At 74.1% G+C, this 15,471-nt stretch carries 16 protein-coding genes; 10 read left to right on the top strand and 6 right to left on the bottom strand.

Going from position 1 to position 15,471, the window contains the following annotated elements; genetic code table 11:
* Positions 1 to 12: 12 nt before the first annotated feature.
* Positions 13 to 1,299, bottom strand: a complete 1,287-nt coding sequence (locus AB0C17_RS02695) for a nicotinate phosphoribosyltransferase (protein ID WP_357385966.1) — start codon at positions 1,297 to 1,299, stop codon at positions 13 to 15.
* Positions 1,300 to 1,642: 343 nt separating this feature from the next.
* On the opposite strand from AB0C17_RS02695, the gene AB0C17_RS02690 reads away from it, so the two are divergent.
* From AB0C17_RS02690 to rdgB, 9 genes are all read left to right on the top strand, one after another.
* Entirely contained in the window at positions 1,643 to 3,178 is a 1,536-nt protein-coding gene (locus tag AB0C17_RS02690; protein WP_357466922.1) for a hypothetical protein, read from the top strand.
* A 115-nt stretch (positions 3,179 to 3,293) separates the two neighbouring features.
* Positions 3,294 to 3,584, top strand: coding sequence for an ATP-dependent Clp protease adapter ClpS (clpS, locus tag AB0C17_RS02685; RefSeq protein WP_181571954.1), 291 nt, complete (start codon positions 3,294 to 3,296; stop codon positions 3,582 to 3,584).
* Positions 3,581 to 4,084 carry a DUF2017 domain-containing protein gene (locus AB0C17_RS02680; protein WP_357385962.1) on the top strand — a complete coding sequence of 168 codons (504 nt, stop codon included), beginning with the start codon at positions 3,581 to 3,583 and terminating at the stop codon, positions 4,082 to 4,084. The genes clpS and AB0C17_RS02680 overlap by 4 nt, the downstream gene beginning before the upstream one ends.
* 55 nt (positions 4,085 to 4,139) lie before the next feature.
* Positions 4,140 to 4,628 (top strand): M67 family metallopeptidase, encoded by a 489-nt coding sequence (locus AB0C17_RS02675; protein WP_357385960.1) that lies wholly within the window; start codon positions 4,140 to 4,142, stop codon positions 4,626 to 4,628.
* Between the two features lie 67 nt (positions 4,629 to 4,695).
* Positions 4,696 to 5,034, top strand: coding sequence for a MoaD family protein (locus AB0C17_RS02670; RefSeq protein WP_357385958.1), 339 nt, complete (start codon positions 4,696 to 4,698; stop codon positions 5,032 to 5,034).
* 10 nt (positions 5,035 to 5,044) lie between these two features.
* Positions 5,045 to 6,010: a cysteine synthase gene (locus tag AB0C17_RS02665; RefSeq protein ID WP_354873450.1), complete on the top strand. Its 966-nt coding sequence runs from the start codon at positions 5,045 to 5,047 to the stop codon at positions 6,008 to 6,010.
* Positions 6,011 to 6,234: 224 nt separating this feature from the next.
* Positions 6,235 to 6,981, top strand: a complete 747-nt coding sequence (locus AB0C17_RS02660) for an MBL fold metallo-hydrolase (RefSeq protein ID WP_357466925.1) — start codon at positions 6,235 to 6,237, stop codon at positions 6,979 to 6,981.
* 73 nt (positions 6,982 to 7,054) lie between these two features.
* Positions 7,055 to 7,783, top strand: a complete 729-nt coding sequence (gene rph, locus AB0C17_RS02655; RefSeq protein WP_013284361.1) for a ribonuclease PH — start codon at positions 7,055 to 7,057, stop codon at positions 7,781 to 7,783.
* Positions 7,780 to 8,397: an RdgB/HAM1 family non-canonical purine NTP pyrophosphatase gene (rdgB, locus tag AB0C17_RS02650; protein WP_357466929.1), complete on the top strand. Its 618-nt coding sequence runs from the start codon at positions 7,780 to 7,782 to the stop codon at positions 8,395 to 8,397. The genes rph and rdgB overlap by 4 nt, the downstream gene beginning before the upstream one ends.
* Before the next feature lie 50 nt (positions 8,398 to 8,447).
* Here the strand turns inward: rdgB and AB0C17_RS02645 are convergent, their stop codons facing one another.
* The gene (locus AB0C17_RS02645) at positions 8,448 to 9,164 is read right to left on the bottom strand and encodes an SDR family oxidoreductase (protein ID WP_357476337.1); all 717 of its coding nucleotides are present in this window, start codon (positions 9,162 to 9,164) and stop codon (positions 8,448 to 8,450) included.
* Between the two features lie 101 nt (positions 9,165 to 9,265).
* On the opposite strand from AB0C17_RS02645, the gene AB0C17_RS02640 reads away from it, so the two are divergent.
* Complete coding sequence (locus AB0C17_RS02640; protein ID WP_357466937.1) at positions 9,266 to 10,102, top strand: helix-turn-helix transcriptional regulator; 837 nt, start codon at positions 9,266 to 9,268, stop codon at positions 10,100 to 10,102.
* A gap of 77 nt (positions 10,103 to 10,179) precedes the next feature.
* Here AB0C17_RS02640 and hutH read toward each other — a convergent pair whose 3' ends face one another.
* Genes hutH through AB0C17_RS02620 form a run of 4 tightly spaced genes read right to left on the bottom strand, consistent with a single transcriptional unit; the run spans position 10,180 to position 15,462 of the window.
* Positions 10,180 to 11,718 carry a histidine ammonia-lyase gene (hutH, locus tag AB0C17_RS02635; RefSeq protein WP_357466940.1) on the bottom strand — a complete coding sequence of 513 codons (1,539 nt, stop codon included), beginning with the start codon at positions 11,716 to 11,718 and terminating at the stop codon, positions 10,180 to 10,182.
* Positions 11,715 to 12,881, bottom strand: a complete 1,167-nt coding sequence (hutI, locus tag AB0C17_RS02630) for an imidazolonepropionase (RefSeq protein ID WP_357476336.1) — start codon at positions 12,879 to 12,881, stop codon at positions 11,715 to 11,717. The genes hutH and hutI overlap by 4 nt, the downstream gene beginning before the upstream one ends.
* The gene (locus AB0C17_RS02625; RefSeq protein WP_357386135.1) at positions 12,881 to 14,245 is read right to left on the bottom strand and encodes a formimidoylglutamate deiminase; all 1,365 of its coding nucleotides are present in this window, start codon (positions 14,243 to 14,245) and stop codon (positions 12,881 to 12,883) included. The genes hutI and AB0C17_RS02625 overlap by 1 nt, the downstream gene beginning before the upstream one ends.
* Positions 14,242 to 15,462: an allantoate amidohydrolase gene (locus tag AB0C17_RS02620; RefSeq protein WP_357385950.1), complete on the bottom strand. Its 1,221-nt coding sequence runs from the start codon at positions 15,460 to 15,462 to the stop codon at positions 14,242 to 14,244. The genes AB0C17_RS02625 and AB0C17_RS02620 overlap by 4 nt, the downstream gene beginning before the upstream one ends.
* Positions 15,463 to 15,471 lie beyond the last annotated feature (9 nt).

Here is a 15,471-nt window from a genome sequence, read left to right as displayed (position 1 = left end):
GGGGGTTCCTCCTCAGCTCGCGGGTACGACGGTGACCGGTACGGCTGGATCCCCGGCGGAGAGCTTGAGCCCCTCCCACGGGATCGAGATCAGGCACTGACGCAGGTGGTCCCGGGACTCCTCGAGCGTGGGCAGCGTCTCCGGCTCGCCCGACACCACGTACGAGTGCTGGAGCAGCCGGTCGTTCGGCTGCCGGTCCGGTACGCCCTGCGGCACGATGACCTCCTCGGTGGCGGTGCCGGTCGGCTTGTGCCGGCGGACCGCCACCTTCCGGCCGCCGATGGTGGCCTTGTGCTCGGAGCGCTTGACCACCGGCCGCCCCTCGACCTCGACCAGCTTGTAGACCAGTCCGGCGGTGGGCGCACCGGAGCCGGTCACCACCGCGGTGCCGGCGCCGTACATGTCCACCGGTTCGGCGGCGAGCGCGGCGATGGCGTACTCGTCCAGGTCGCCGGAGACGATGATCTTCGTCTCGGTGGCACCGAGCGAGTCGAGCAGCTCGCGGGACTGCTGGGCGATCACCGCGAGGTCGCCGGAGTCGATCCGGACCGCCCGCAGCTCCGGCCCGGCCACCGCGATGGCGTTGCGGATGCCCTGGGCGATGTCGTACGTGTCGACAAGCAGCGTGGTGTCCTTGCCCAGCGTGGCGACCTGGGAGGCGAACGCGGCCCGCTCGTCGTCGTGCAGCAGCGTGAACGCGTGCGCGGCGGTGCCCGCGGTGGGGATGCCGTAGCGCTGCCCGGCGGCCAGGTTGGAGGTGAACCGGAATCCGGCCAGGTACGCGGACCGCGCCGCGGCGACGGCGGCCTCCTCGTGTGCCCGGCGGGAGCCCATCTCGATCAGGGCCCGCCCCCGGGCCGCGGTGACCATCCGGGCGGCGGCGGCGGCGACCGCGCAGTCGTGGTTGAGCACCGACAGCACGAGCGTCTCCAGCACCACGCACTCGGCGAACGTGCCGGACACGGTGAGGATCGGGGAGCCGGGGAAGAACAGCTCGCCCTCGGCGTAGCCGTCGATGTCGCCGGTGAACCGGTAGTCGGCCAGCCACTGCGCGGCGGGCTCGTCCACCACGCCGGTACGGCGCAGGAAGTCGATCTCCGCCCGGTCGAACCGGAAGTCGCGGATCATCTCGATCAGGCGGCCGGTGCCGGCGACCACGCCGTACCGGCGCCCGGCCGGCAGCCGCCGGCTGAACACCTCGAAGACGCAGCGTCGATCGGCAGTGCCGTCACGCAGGGCCGCGCTGACCATGGTCAGCTCGTAGTGGTCGGTCAGCAGCGCGGGACGAAGGGTGCTCACCGCTCCAGCCTAGAGTTCAGCCCGGATCCGCGCCGTCGTGCCCCGGCATCGACCGCGGAGCGGCCCGCGAACTCGCCGCGTCCCTCCGGGCCGCCGACCGCCGGTCGCCGACGGTGGAGGGCATACGGACGACGACCTCCCACCCGCCCATCGACGCGGCACATCGATCGTTCCGGTGCGCGTACGTGCCGTCACGCAGAGAAGCTGAGTAATCTGTTCATTGCCCGTGAGTGTCCGATGTGTTGGTCGTCGGGTGGCCGGCACCCGTGCTCTTCCGGCAATCCCTGCAATCGGGGGAAATCCCGCGACCGCCCCCCTGGTCGCCTCACCGGGAGGCCACCTGATGACGCCAGGTCCGCTCCCCTCGGTCGACGTGCCCGAGCCGCGCCGCCGGGCCCAGCGCTCCGGACGGGTCCCGCAGCCGGCCCGGCCCGTGGTGACCACCGCCGGCCCGGACGATCCGAGCGTCGTGGTCGTCGCCGGTCCGGCCGGTGCGAACCGGCGCGAGCTGATCGCCGGCCTGCTCCGGGCCGAGGCCGCGACGCTCGCCGTGCCGCCGGGAAGTAACCTGCTGGTCCGGCACGCCACCACCGTCACCCGCGCGGCGTACGTCCCGGGGTATCGCCGGCCGCAGCTCTACGACGCCGCCCCGCCGGCCGCCGCTTCGGCCCGGCCACCCCGGCGGGTCGAGCTGGGCCTGCCCGATCCGCTGCTGCGGCACTTCACGGTGGTCGACACCCCGGACACCGGCACGCTGGGGGTGGCCGGCGCCCGGGTCCTGCGCGACGCTGTCGGCCGGGCCGGCGCGCTGCTCTTCGTGATCTCCGCCGACCAGGCGTTCAGCGCGGCCGAGCTGCATCTGCTGGCCGAGGTGGCGCGTACCCGGGTCGAGGTGTTCTTCGCCGTCACGCCCGGCGTGACCGGCCCGCCGGGCGACGGCGGGCAGGCACCGGGCCGGGTGGCTGCGGTGCCGTCGCCCGGCCGGTCCGGGTCCACCGGCCGGCTCGACCCGGTGTCGGTCTCCACCGAGGCGCACCGCGCGACGTTGCTGGCCGCGGTCCCGGCGCTCGACCGGGCCCGGTGGTTCCCGGCCCGGCGGGCCGAGCTGCCGCGCCTGCGCCGCGCGCTGGTGGGCTGGGCCGACGAGGTGCGGCGCCGCACCGCCGGCCCGCCGGCACCGGACGGCGCGCCCGGCCGGGTGCCGGTGCCGGCCGGCGTCGAGCCGGGCGAGCTGGCCGACCGGATCGACCGCCAGGCCCGCGCCTGCGCCCACCGGATCCGGCAGCACCTCGCCCTGGAGCTGGCGAACATCCACCTGCGGGTGGTGCAGGAGATCGTCTTCGGGGCCGGTTGCGCCGGCCTTCCTCCGCTGCTCGACCGGGAGCTGGAAGCGCTGTCGCAGCTCGCCACCGCACAGTGCGACGAGGCCGTGCGGGACCTGGTCGACGAGGCCGCGGCCCGGGTCTTCGGCGAGCCGCCGGCCGAGGGCGTACGCCGGCGGATCATCCATGCGCTGCGGCGAGGTGTGGCCGACCACCCGGACGCCGCCGAGCTGGACCGGGTGCTCCTGGTGACCAGCACGGCGGGCGTCGCCGGGCTGACCGGTCCCGGTGCCCTGGACGCGCTGGCCGGACTGCCCGGCGCGTCGCGCGACGAGGTCCTCCCGCCGGTCGGCGTCGCCCTCAACGGCGGCTGCTGGCAGCACTGGCGGGCGCCCGGCAACGACGATCCGAACGCCGCCCGCTCCTGGGCCCAGCGCACGCTGCGCGAGGTCGAGCTCGAACTGTCCCGCGAGGTGTCCCGACGTTTCGAGGTGATCCGGCTCTCGCTGGGCACGGTGCTCGCCGATGCTGTCGACCACGGCATCCTGCTGGCCTGACGGGGCCGCCGGCCGGCGGCGACCCGGGCTCGCGTACGCGGCCCGGGCGGGTGACGACGACCGGCGCGCCGTTCCGGTTCATCGGTTCCCGGGATCCGGTGGCACGATGGGGGGCATGGCGGCTCCACAGGTTGCGCCGGTCGAGACGCCGGACACCGAAGAGGTGCCGGTCTCCGACCGGCCGTGGGTGACCATCGTCTGGGACGATCCGGTCAACCTGATGACGTATGTGACCTGGGTGTTCCAGAAGCTCTTCGGGTACAGCCGGGAGAAGGCGGAGCGGCTCATGCTGGACGTGCACCACAAGGGCAAGGCCGTGGTCTCCAGCGGCGCCCGGGAGCGGATGGAGCACGACGCGGCGCAGCTGCACGCGTACGGGCTCTGGGCGACGGTGGAGAGGTCATGAGCATGTTCCGCCGCCGGGGCGACCACTACGTGGCCACGTTCGCGGTCGACGAGGTCCGCGTACTGCGCAAGGTCGCAGGCGAGGTGGTCGGCCTGCTGACCGAAGGCTTCGACCACACCGACCCGGTGGTCGGGCGGCTCTTTCCCGACGTCTACCCGGACGACGACGCCGGCACCGCCGAGTTCCGCCGCTACACCGAGGGCGACCTGAAGACCGCCAAGATCGACCAGGCGGGCGCGATCCTCGCCGCGCTGCCCGACGGCGACGCCGGTGGCGAGGTACGGCTGGACGCGGAGGCGGCCGAGGCCTGGCTGCGCGCGCTCAACGACGCCCGGCTGGCGATGGGCGTACGCCTGGAGATCAAGGACGGCACCGACCTGGACGAGGAACTCGACGACGCGGTGGCCGATGACCCGGGTTCGTCCCGGGTGTTCCAACTGTCGGTCTACCGCTATCTCGGTTATCTCCAGGAGTCCCTGCTCAACGCGCTCATCGACTGAGTGGTGACGGTCGCCACCTCGCCGCCCGGGGTGACCAGGGGCTAGGCTGGCAGGCGTGCTGAGCATCGACCGGTCGATCATCGACGCGATCGTCGCCCACGCGCGTCGGGACCACCCGGACGAGGCGTGCGGCGTGGTCGCCGGCCCCGTCGGCAGTGACACCCCGACCCGGCACATCCCGATGGACAACGCCGCCCGCTCCATGACGTTCTACGAGTTCGACTCGATGGAGCAGCTGCGGGTGTGGCGGGAGATGGACGACCGTGACGAGGAACCGGTCGTCATCTACCACTCGCACACCGCGACGGAGGCCTACCCGTCGCGTACCGACGTCTCCTTCGCCGGCGAGCCGGGCGCGCACTACCTGCTCGTCTCGACCCGCGAGCCCGACACCGAGGAGATCCGCTCCTTCCGGATCGTCGACGGCGTGATCACCGAGGAGCCGGTGAAGATCGTGGATGCGGGCGTGGACCCGAACGCCGTCCAGTCCTACATGTTCGGGCAGAGCCCGGCGACGGTCGACTACGAGTGTTCCGACCGCTGACCTTCAGCGCCGGCACCTTCCTTTTCCCGTCACCTGGCACGATCCCGAACGAGGAGCACGAGACATCATGGCCATCGAGGTTCGCATCCCCACCATCCTGCGCAGCTACACCGGCGGCGCGAAGGTCGTCGAGGGCAGCGGCGACACGCTCGCCGACCTGCTCACCGACCTGGACTCCCGGCACGGCGGCCTGAAGGCACGCCTGGTCACCGACGCGGGCGCGCTGCACCGGTTCGTCAACGTCTACGTCAACGACGAGGACGTCCGCTTCCTCGGCGCGCTCGACGCCAAGCTCAACGACGGCGACAGCGTGACCATCCTGCCGGCCGTGGCCGGTGGCGCGTTCGGCTTCGCGGCCGCCGCGGCGATCGCCTCGCACGCGGTCTCCTCGCGCGCCGCCCGCTGAGGGGGCCGCGATGACGCGGTACGACAGCCTGCTCGACGCCTGCGGCGGCACGCCGCTGGTCGGCCTGCCCCGGCTCTCGCCGACGGTGCCCGAGGGGGCGCCGCCGGTGCGGCTCTGGGCCAAGCTGGAGGACCGGAACCCGACCGGCAGCATCAAGGACCGCGCGGCGCTGTTCATGGTCCGCGCGGCAGAGGAGGCCGGCCGGCTGCGTCCGGGTGACACCATCCTGGAGCCGACCAGCGGCAACACCGGCATCTCGCTGGCCATGGTGGCGAAGCTGCGCGGCTACCGCCTGGTCTGTGTGATGCCGGAGAACGTCTCCACCGAGCGGGTGCAACTGCTCCGCATGTACGGCGCGGAGATCATCTTCTCGCCGGCGGCGGGCGGCTCGAACCAGGCGGTCGCGACCGCCAAGCAGATCTCCGCCGAGCACCCGGACTGGGTGATGCTCTACCAGTACGGCAACGAGGCGAACGCCCGGGCGCACTACGAGACGACCGGGCCGGAGCTGTTGCAGGACCTGCCGGGCATCACCCATTTCGTCGCCGGGCTGGGCACCACCGGCACGCTCATGGGCACCGGGCGTTACCTGCGGGAGAAGGTCGAGGGCATCCAGATCGTGGCGGCCGAGCCGCGCTACGGCGAGCTGGTCTACGGCCTGCGCAACATCGACGAGGGCTACGTGCCCGAGCTGTACGACGCCGGCGTGCTGTCCCGCCGCTTCTCCGTGGGCACCCGGGACGCCGTGCTGCGGACCCGGCAGCTCGTCGAGGTGGAGGGCATCTTCGCCGGGTTCTCCACCGGCGCGATCCTGCACGCCGCGCTCGCGGTGGCGCACGAGGCGGTCCGCGACGGCCGCCGTGCCGACGTGGCGTTCGTGGTCTGCGACGGAGGCTGGAAATACCTCTCGACCGGCGCGTACGGCGGCACCCTCGCCGACGCGGAGGAGGCCCTGGAGGGTCAGCTCTGGGCCTGACGGGCCGATGGCCGGTCCGGTCGGTGGTTCGCCCGCCGGCCGGACCGCCGGTCTCGCCCGTCACGGACGCGTGTCGGTGTCACGTTGATGACAACTTCCGGCAGATGATTCTTGCTCGACCGGGCGACGCGTAGGCTGCGCAGCGTGGCGAGCGCGTCGGTAGAGATCATCGGCGGCGCCGCCGCTGGCGCGTCGACTACGCATGGTGAGATCGAGGCCACCGGATGAGACTGACCGTCCTTGGCTGCGCGGGCAGCTTCCCGGGTCCCGAATCTCCGTGTTCGGCCTACCTGCTGGAAGCCGAGGGCTTCCGGCTCCTGATCGACTTCGGGGCGGGCTCGCTCTCCACGCTCCAGCGCTACGTGGGGCTGCACGCCCCCGACGCCATCCTGCTCACCCACCTGCACTGCGATCACATGTTCGACGCCGTCAACTACGTCGTGGTGCGCCGGTACGCACCGGACGGCCCGTACCCGCCCCTGCCGATGTACGCCCCCTCCGGTGCGCCGGACCGGCTGGCCAGCGCGTACGGGCAGGAGGAGGGCTCGGTGGAGGACGTCTACCAGTTCTACGGCCTCCAGCCGGGCACGTTCCCGATCGGCCCGTTCACCGTCACCGTCGACCGGATGAACCACCCGGTCGAGACGTACGGGGTGCGGCTGGAGCACGGCGGCCGGGTGTTCTGCTACTCCGCCGACACCGCGCCCTGCGACGCGTTGCTGCGCCTGGCCCAGGACGCCGACGTGTTCCTGTGCGAGGCGAGCTACATGGACGGCGTGGAGAACCCGCCGGACCTGCACCTGACCGGCCGGGAGGCCGGCGAGGCGGCCACCAAGGCGGGGGTGGGGCGGCTCCTGCTCACCCATCTCGTATCCGCCTGGGGCAGCGAGTCGCAGACGGTGGAGGCGGCGGCCGGGGCGTACGCCGGGCCGCTGGACGTGGTCCGGCCCGGCGCCTGCTACGACGTCTGAGACCGGCGGCGGCCGGTCCTCCTCGGCGGGCACCCGCGGGCGGTGCGCTCACCGCACCGCATAGGGTGCAGGCATGGCGCGACCTGACGGGCGGCAGCCCGACCAACTCCGACCGGTGACCCTGACCCGGGGCTGGAGCACCCACCCGGAGGGCTCGGTGCTCGTCGAGTTCGGCGCGACCCGGGTCCTCTGCACGGCCAGCGTCACCGAGGGCGTGCCCCGCTGGCGCAAGGGTTCCGGGCTGGGCTGGGTGACGGCCGAGTACGCGATGCTGCCCCGGGCCACGAACACCCGCTCCGACCGGGAGAGCGTCCGCGGCAAGGTCGGCGGGCGGACCCACGAGATCTCCCGGCTGATCGGCCGCAGCCTGCGCGCGTGCGTCGACCTCAAGGCGCTCGGCGAGAACTCGATCGTGCTGGACTGCGACGTGCTCCAGGCCGACGGCGGCACCCGTACCGCCGCGATCACCGGCGCGTACGTCGCGCTGCACGACGCGGTGACCTGGCTGGCCGAGCGCAAGGCGCTGGCCGGCAAGGTGGAGAAGGTGATGCACCGGTCGGTGGCCGCGGTGAGCGTCGGGGTGATCGGCGGCGAGCCGATGCTCGACCTCTGCTACGCCGAGGACGTCACCGCCGAGGTCGACATGAACGTGGTCTGCACCGGCACGGGCGACTTCGTCGAGGTGCAGGGCACCGGTGAGGCGGGCGTCTTCGCCCGCGACCAGCTCGACGCGCTGCTCGACCTGGGCGTGGCGGGCTGTCTGGAACTGGCCGACGCGCAGCGGAAGGCGCTCTCGTCATGAACAAGGTCCTGCTCGCCACCCGGAACCGGAAGAAGCTCGTCGAACTCCAGCGCATCCTGGACGGCGCACTCGGCGCGCACCGGATCGCCCTGCTCGGGCTCGACGACGTCGAGGAGTACCCGGAGCTGCCGGAGACCGGCCTCACGTTCGGCGAGAACGCGCTGATCAAGGCGCGGGAGGGCTGCCGGCGCACCGGCCTGCCGACCATCGCCGACGACTCCGGCCTGGCCGTGGACGCCCTCAACGGCATGCCGGGTGTGTTCAGCGCCCGCTGGTCCGGCCGGCACGGCGACGACCGGGCCAACCTCCAGCTCGTGCTCGACCAGGTCGGCGACGTGCCGGACGAGCACCGGGGAGCCGCGTTCGTCTGCACCGTCGCGCTGGTGCTGCCGGGCGGCAAGGAGCACCTGGTCGACGGCCGCCAGTCCGGCCGGCTGCTGCGCGCGCCGCGCGGCGAGGGCGGCTTCGGTTACGACCCGATTTTCCTGGGCGACGGGCAGGAGCGGACCAACGCGGAGCTGACCCCCGAGGAGAAGGACGCGGTCAGCCACCGGGGCAAGGCGCTGCGGGAGCTGGCCAAGCTGGTCGCCAAGGTGCTCCCGCCGGCCGTCTGACCGGGCCGTCCTCGCCGTCCGCTCGACGCGGACGGCGAGAAGACCGTCCGTCAGACCAGCCGGTGCCCCCCGTCGACGTGCAGCACCGTCCCCGTGATGAAGCTGTTCTCCAGCACCGCCACGAAAGCCCGGGCGATGTCGGCCGGATCACCCACCCGGCCGCCCGGCAGCCGCTGCGCCATGGCCGCCAACCGCGCCTGCCTGGCCTCGCCGGCGAGGGTCTCCCAGATCGGGGTGTCCACCCAGCCCGGTGAGACCGCGTTGACCCGGACCGGGGCGAGCTCCAGCGCCAACGCCCGCACCAGTGACTCCAACGCCCCGTTGGCCGTCGCCATCATCGAGCCGCCCGGGGCGGGCCGGTAGGCGGCGATGCCCGAGGTGAAGGTGAGCGAGCCGGTCGGGGCCACCGCGACGTGCTTGGCGACCAGCCACGGGCCGAGCACCTTGGTGCCCAGGACCGATCGCGCCGCGTCGAGGTCGAACTCCGCCAGCGGCGCGTACGCTCCGGCCGCGTCGGCGGCGGTGACCACCACGTGGTCGAGTTGTCCGCACTCGCCTGCCAGCCGTCGTACCTGCGCCTCGTCGGTGACGTCGACCGGGTGGGTGCGCAGCCGGTCCGGGGCGTCCAGGCGCCGGGCCGCGGCGGCCAGCCGGTCGGCGGAGCGGCCGGCGATGGTCACCTCCGCGTCGCCGCGCAGCAGCAGTTCCGCCAGCGCCAGCCCCATGCCCGAGCCGCCGCCGACGATGAGGATCCGAGATCGTGTCATGCCACCCAGGTTCCCGGCCGGTCGGCCCGGGCGGGAGACCGCGCGGGGACAGGCCCTGACAGGGCCACCCGGGCCCGATCCGGGGCTGCGAGACTTGGCGGATGGTCGACCGTGCCGCCCTGGGCGAGTTCCTGCGCAACCGGCGGGGCCGGATCGCCCCGGCCGACGTGGGGCTGCCGCCGGGCACCGGGCGGCGGCAGACGCCTGGCCTGCGCCGGGAGGAGTTGGCGACCCTGGCCGGGGTGAGCGTCGACTACTACATCCGGCTGGAACGCGGCCGGGACACCAACCCGGGACCCGCGGTCCTCGACGCGCTCGCCTCGGCGCTACGCCTCACCGGCGACGAGCGCGCCCACCTGCACGCGCTGGCCGGCAACGCGGCCGGTCGGCGTGCGCGCCGACCCCGCCCGGCCACCGGCGTGCGGCCGGGACTGCGGCTGTTGCTGGCGAGCGTCCGACCCACCCCGGCGTACGTGCTGAGCCCCACCAGCGACGTCCTCGCCGCCAATCCGGAGGGCTACCGGCTGCTGGCCGGGATCGAGCAGTGGCCGGCGGAGCGGCGCAACCTGATCCGGTACGTCTTCGGCCATCCCGCCGCCCGCACGCTGTTCACCCCGTGGCGGCGGATGGCCGAGGACTGCGTGGCGCACCTGCGTACCGTCGCCGCCGTCGACCCCGACTCACCCGAACTGGCCCGGTTGGTCAGTGAGATGTCCGGGGTCGGCGAGGAGTTCGCGGCGCTGTGGCGGCACTACGACGTACGGGTGAAGAGCGGTTCGCGTCGCACCTTCCAGCACCCCGGAGTGGGGCGGCTGGAGCTGACCTCCGAGGTCCTCACCGCCCCCGACGGGCAGCGGTTCGTCGCCTTCCAGGCCGACCCCGGCACCCCGGACGCGGATGCTGTCGCGTTGCTGAGCCATGCTCCCGCCTATCACTGAGCCGAGGCCCACGGCGACGGTGATGCATGCGCCGGCCCCTGACCCGGTCAGGGCCGCCGGGCCGGCGACGTCATCGCTCAGGCCAGCGGTCCGACCTCCCGTTCGATCGCGGCCCGCAGCTCGGGTCCGCCGACGACCGCTCGGGCGGCCTCCATCAGCGGCGCGAGGAATACGTCCGGCCCCGGCTCGCCGATGACCTCGCCGAGCGCCGCGACGGCGGCCCGTCCGGCGGGCGACGGTGTCAGCGGCGCGCGGAGCTGAAGCCCGCGTACGGCCGCCAGCAACTCCACCGCGAGCAGGCTGGTCAGGTTGTCCAGCACGGTGCGCAGCTTCTTGGTGGCCGCCCAGCCCATCGAGACGTGGTCCTCCTGCATCCCGCTGGTGGGCAGCGAGTCGATCGAGGCGGGCGCGGCGAGCCGGCGGTTCTCCGCCACGATCCCGGCGGCCGTGTACTGGGCGATCATCAGCCCGGAGTTCACCCCGGCGTCGGGGGACAGGAAGGCGGGCAGGTCCCGGGAGCGGGTGACGTCCAGCAGCCGGTCCACCCGGCGCTCGGCGATCGCGCCCACCTCGGCGGCGGCGATGGCCAGGTAGTCGGCGGCGAAGCCGAGCGGCGCCCCGTGGAAGTTCCCAGTCGACTCGACGCGCCCGTCCGGCAGCACCACCGGGTTGTCCACCACCGACAGCAGTTCCCGCCCGGCCACCACCTCGACGAAGTCGAGCGTGTCCCGGGCCGCGCCGGCCACCTGCGGGGCGCAGCGCATCGAGTACGCGTCCTGCACCGCGTGCGCCAGGTCGTCGCGGTGCGAGTCCATCACCGCCGAGCCCTGCAACAGCCGGTGGATGTTCGCCGCCGACGCGGCCTGACCCGGGTGCGGGCGGATCGCGTGCAACTCGGGCAGGAACGGCCGCTCCGAGCCGAGCATCGCCTCGATGGCCAGCGCCGCCGTCACGTCCGCCATGGCGAACAGGTGCCGGGCGTCGGAGACGGCGAGCAGCAGCATGCCGAGCATGCCGTCGGTGCCGTTGATCAGCGCCAGCCCTTCCTTGGCGGCGAGCGACACCGGCTTGAGCCCGACCCGGCGCAGCGCGTCGGCGGCCGGGATGCGGTCACCGCCCGGGCCGAGCACCCAGCCCTCGCCGAGCAGCACCAGCGCGCAGTGCGCCAGCGGCGCCAGGTCACCGGACGCGCCGAGTGAGCCGTGCTCGGGCACCCACGGCGTGACCTCGTGGTTGAGCAGGTCGACGAGCGCCTCGGCGACGAGCGGGCGGACCCCGGAGCGGCCGAGCGCCAGCGAGCGGACCCGCAGCAGCATCATCGCGCGTACCACCTCGCGCGGCATCGGCGCGCCCACCCCGGCGGCGTGCGAGCGGATCAGCGCGTGCTGAAGCTCGGCCCGGCGTTCCGGTGCGACGAACGTGTTCGCGAGCGCGCCGAAGCCGGTGGAGACGCCGTACACCGGCCGCCCGGCCGCCTCGATGCCGTCCACGATGGACCGGCTGGTCGCCATCGCCTCGGTGGCGGCCGGGTCGAGCACGACCTTGGCGGTGCCACGGGCCACCGCGAGCACGTCGGCGGGGGTGATCCCGGTGGACAGGATGGTCACTGTGGTCATCGCGGCACTCCGTTGTGCAGAACCTGGCGGATCAGTGGCACCCCCGGCCGGTAGGCCAGGTGCAGGTGGGACGGGGCGTCGAGGACGACCAGGTCGGCCCGTGCCCCGGGGGTCAGCCGCCCCACGTCGGTGCGGCGCAGCGCAGCCGCCCCGCCGGCGGTCGCGGCCCACACCGCCTCCGCCGGGGTCATCCGCATCTCGCGTACGGCGAGAGCGACGCAGAACGGCATCGACGAGGTGTACGACGAGCCGGGGTTGCAGTCGGTGGCCAGCGCGACTGTGACGCCCGCGTCGAGCAGCCGCCGGGCGTCCGGGTACGGCGACCGGGTGGAGAACTCCGCGCCCGGCAGCAGCGTGGCGACCGTCTCCGAGCCGGCCAGCGCGTCGACGTCGGCGTCGGTCAGGTGGGTGCAGTGGTCGACGCTGGCCGCCCCCAGCTCCACGCCGAGCCGCACGCCCGGCCCGGGGCCGAGCTGGTTGGCGTGCAGCCGTACGCCCAGACCGGCGGCCTGCCCGCAGGCGAGGATCGCCCGCGCGTGGTCGGCGTCGAACGCGCCCCGCTCGCAGAACACGTCGATCCAGCGGGCGTACGGCGCGGCGGCGGCCAGCATCGGGCCGCAGACCATGCCGACGTAGTCGTCCGGGCGGTCGGCGTACTCGGCGGGGACCACGTGCGCGCCGAGGAACGTGGTGTCCGCTGTGAACTCGGCGGCGATCCGCAGCGAGCGGGCCTCGTCGGCGACGGTGAGGCCGTACCCGCTCTTGATCTCGACGGTGGTGGTGCCCTGCCGCAGCATCTCGGCGCGCAGCCGGCCCACTGTGGCGCGCAGGTCGTCGTCGGAGGCCGCGCGGGTGGCGCCGACTGTGGTGCGGATGCCGCCGCCGGTGTAGCGCTCGCCGGCCATCCGGGCGGCGAACTCGGCGGCCCGGTCCCCGGCGAAGACCAGGTGCGCGTGGCTGTCCACGAAGCCGGGCAGCACGGCCGCGCCAGCGGCGTCGATCCGCCGGTCGGCGGCGGGCGCGTAGCGGGCCGACCCGATCCAGGCCACCTGGCCGTCCTCGACCAGCAGCGCGGCGTCGCGCCGGATGCCCAGCGGGTCGTCGGGCCGGCCCTCGTTGGTGACCAGCTCGCCGATGTGGTCGACGAGCAGGCTGCCGCGCATCACGAATCCTCCTTCGCGGTCACCGCCGCGATCGAGTCCCGCAGCTCGGTGGGCACGTCGACGGTCAGGTGGCGGCCACCGGCCACCACGGGCCGGCCGTCCACCACGACGCTCGTCACGTCGGCGGCGGTGGCGGCGAAGAACGCGCCGACCGGCGGCACCCCGGCGGTGCGGGCGCTGTCCAGCCGTACCGTGACCAGGTCGGCGCGCTGCCCGACGGCGAGCCGGCCGGCGTCGCCCCAGCCCAGCGCGGCGTGCCCGCCGACGGTGGCGGCGCCGACCAGCTCGGCCGGCGTGAAGTGCCCCCGCCTGCGGGTACGCAGCCGCTCGTCCAGCTCGACCGCGCGAGCCTCCTCGAACAGGTCCACCACGGCGTGGCTGTCGCTGCCGAGGCTGAGCGGGCTGCCCGCGTCGGCCATCCGGCGGGCCGGGCCGATCCCGTCGGCCAGGTCGCGTTCGGTGGTGGGGCACAGGCAGACGCGGGTACGGCTGTCGCCGAGCAGCGCCACGTCGGCGGCGGTCGGGTGGGTGGCGTGCACGGCCGTGGTGTGCGGGCCGAGCACCCCGTGGTCGGCCAGCAGCCGTGCCGGGGTGCACCCGTGCGCCGCCCGGCAGGCGTCGTTCTCGGCCGGTTGCTCGGACAGGTGCACGTGCAGCGGCAGCCCGTTGCGGTCGGCCCAGCCGGCCACCGTGGCGAGCTGCTCGGCCGGGACGGCGCGTACCGAGTGGATGGCCGCGCCGAGCCGGACGTGCTCGTCGGACGGGCGGAACGCGTCCACCCGCGCCGCCCAGCGCAGGGCGTCGCCGTCACCGAAGCGGCGTTGCGGCCCGGACAGCGGCGTGCCGTCCACGCCCCCGGCCAGGTACGCGGTGTCCAGCAGCGTGAGCCGGATTCCGGCGTGCGCGGCGGCCTCCACCAGCGCGGCGGACATGGCGTTCGGGTCGTCGTACGGCGTGCCGCCGGGACCGTGGTGCAGGTAGTGGAACTCGCCCACGCAGGTGATCCCGGCCAGCGCCATCTCCGCGTACACGGCGCGGGCCAGTGCCAGGTAGGTGTCCGGGTCGAGGCGGGTCGCGATCGCGTACATGAGGCTGCGCCAGGACCAGAAGTCGCCGCGCCCGTCGTGGGTGCGCCCGCGCAGCGCCCTGTGGAACGCGTGCGAGTGGGCGTTCGCCAGGCCGGGCACGGTCAGCCCAGGCAGCGGGACCGCGTCGCCGAGCACCTCCACGCCGGCGGTCGGCGGGCTGTCGCGGCCCAGCGGGGTGACCGCTGTGAACCGCCCGTCGACGGCCTCGATCAGCACGTCCCGGGTGGGTTCGGCACGGTCGGGCAGCCAGGCGTACTCGGCCAGCCAGCGGGTCAGCGGCATGCCAGTTCCTCCAGCACCCGGGCCAGGGCGGCCACCCCGGCGGCGCAGTCGGCGTCGGTGGCCGCCTCGGCGGGGGAGTGCGACACCCCGGTCGGGTTGCGCACGAACAGCATCGCGGTGGGCAGGTGCGCCGCCAGCACGCCCGCGTCGTGCCCGGCGCCGGTGGGCAGCACCGGCGCGTCGAGCAGCGCGGCCAGCCGGTCGGCCAGCCCACGGTCGAACGCGACGAGCGGGGTCGCCGACTCCTGCGTGCAGGTCAGCGCCGTCCCGTCGCGGCCGGCCCGGTCGGCGGCCTTGGTGCGTACCGCCTCGACCAGACCGTACAGCGTCTCCGCCTCGGCCGCCCGCGCGTCCAGCCAGCCGGTGACCCGGGACGGGATCGCGTTCGTGGCGTTCGGCTCGACCGACACCCGGCCCACAGTGGCGTGCGCGTCGCGCAGCCGGGCCTCCTTGTTCGCCGCCAGCACCGTGAACGCGTAGGTGAGCATCGGGTCGCGGCGGTCGGCCATCCTTGTCGTACCCGCGTGGTTGCCCTCGCCGGTGAAGTCGAACCGCCACCGGCCGTGCGGCCAGATCGCGGAGGCCACCGCGACCGGCGCGTCCCGGTCGACCAGCGCGCGGCCCTGCTCGACGTGCAGCTCCACGAAGGCCGCGAAGCGGCCGAGCAGCGCCGGGCCGGCGCCCGCCGGCCGCTCGCCCAGCGCCTCGGCGAAGGTCGTCCCGGCCTGGTCGCGCAGCCCGGCCGCGCGGTCGACGTCGATCTCGCCGGTGAGCAGCCTCGACCCCAGGCAGGGTACGCCGAACCGCGCGCCCTCCTCCTCCACGAACGCGGCCACCACCACCGGCCGGTCCGGGGTGACGCCCGCGGCCCGCAGCTCGTCCACGGCGAGGAGCGCGCTGACGATGCCGAGCGGACCGTCGTACGCGCCGCCGTGCGGCACCGAGTCGAAGTGGCTGCCGGTGAGCACCGCGCCCCCGGTCTCCGGGTCGCCCCACCAGGCGAACAGGTTGCCGTTGCCGTCCTGCTGAACCGGCATCCCGCGGGCGTCGGCCTGGTTGTGGAACCACTCCCGCAGCCGCAACTCCGGTTCGGTGAGCGCGTAGCGCAGGTAGCCGCTGCTGCCCTCGTCGCGCCCGATCGGCGCGACCTCGTCCCACAGCTTCCGGAATCTGTTAGGAAGGGACCCTTCACATGCAGAATGCGTTAACAAGGGGCCCTT

The sequence above is a fragment of the Micromonospora sp. NPDC048887 genome (assembly GCF_040649715.1).
In the GTDB taxonomy this organism is placed as follows: Bacteria; Actinomycetota; Actinomycetes; order Mycobacteriales; family Micromonosporaceae; genus Micromonospora.
Note: the sequence above shows the minus strand (reverse complement) of the source record. Positions and strands in the feature narration are given on the sequence as shown.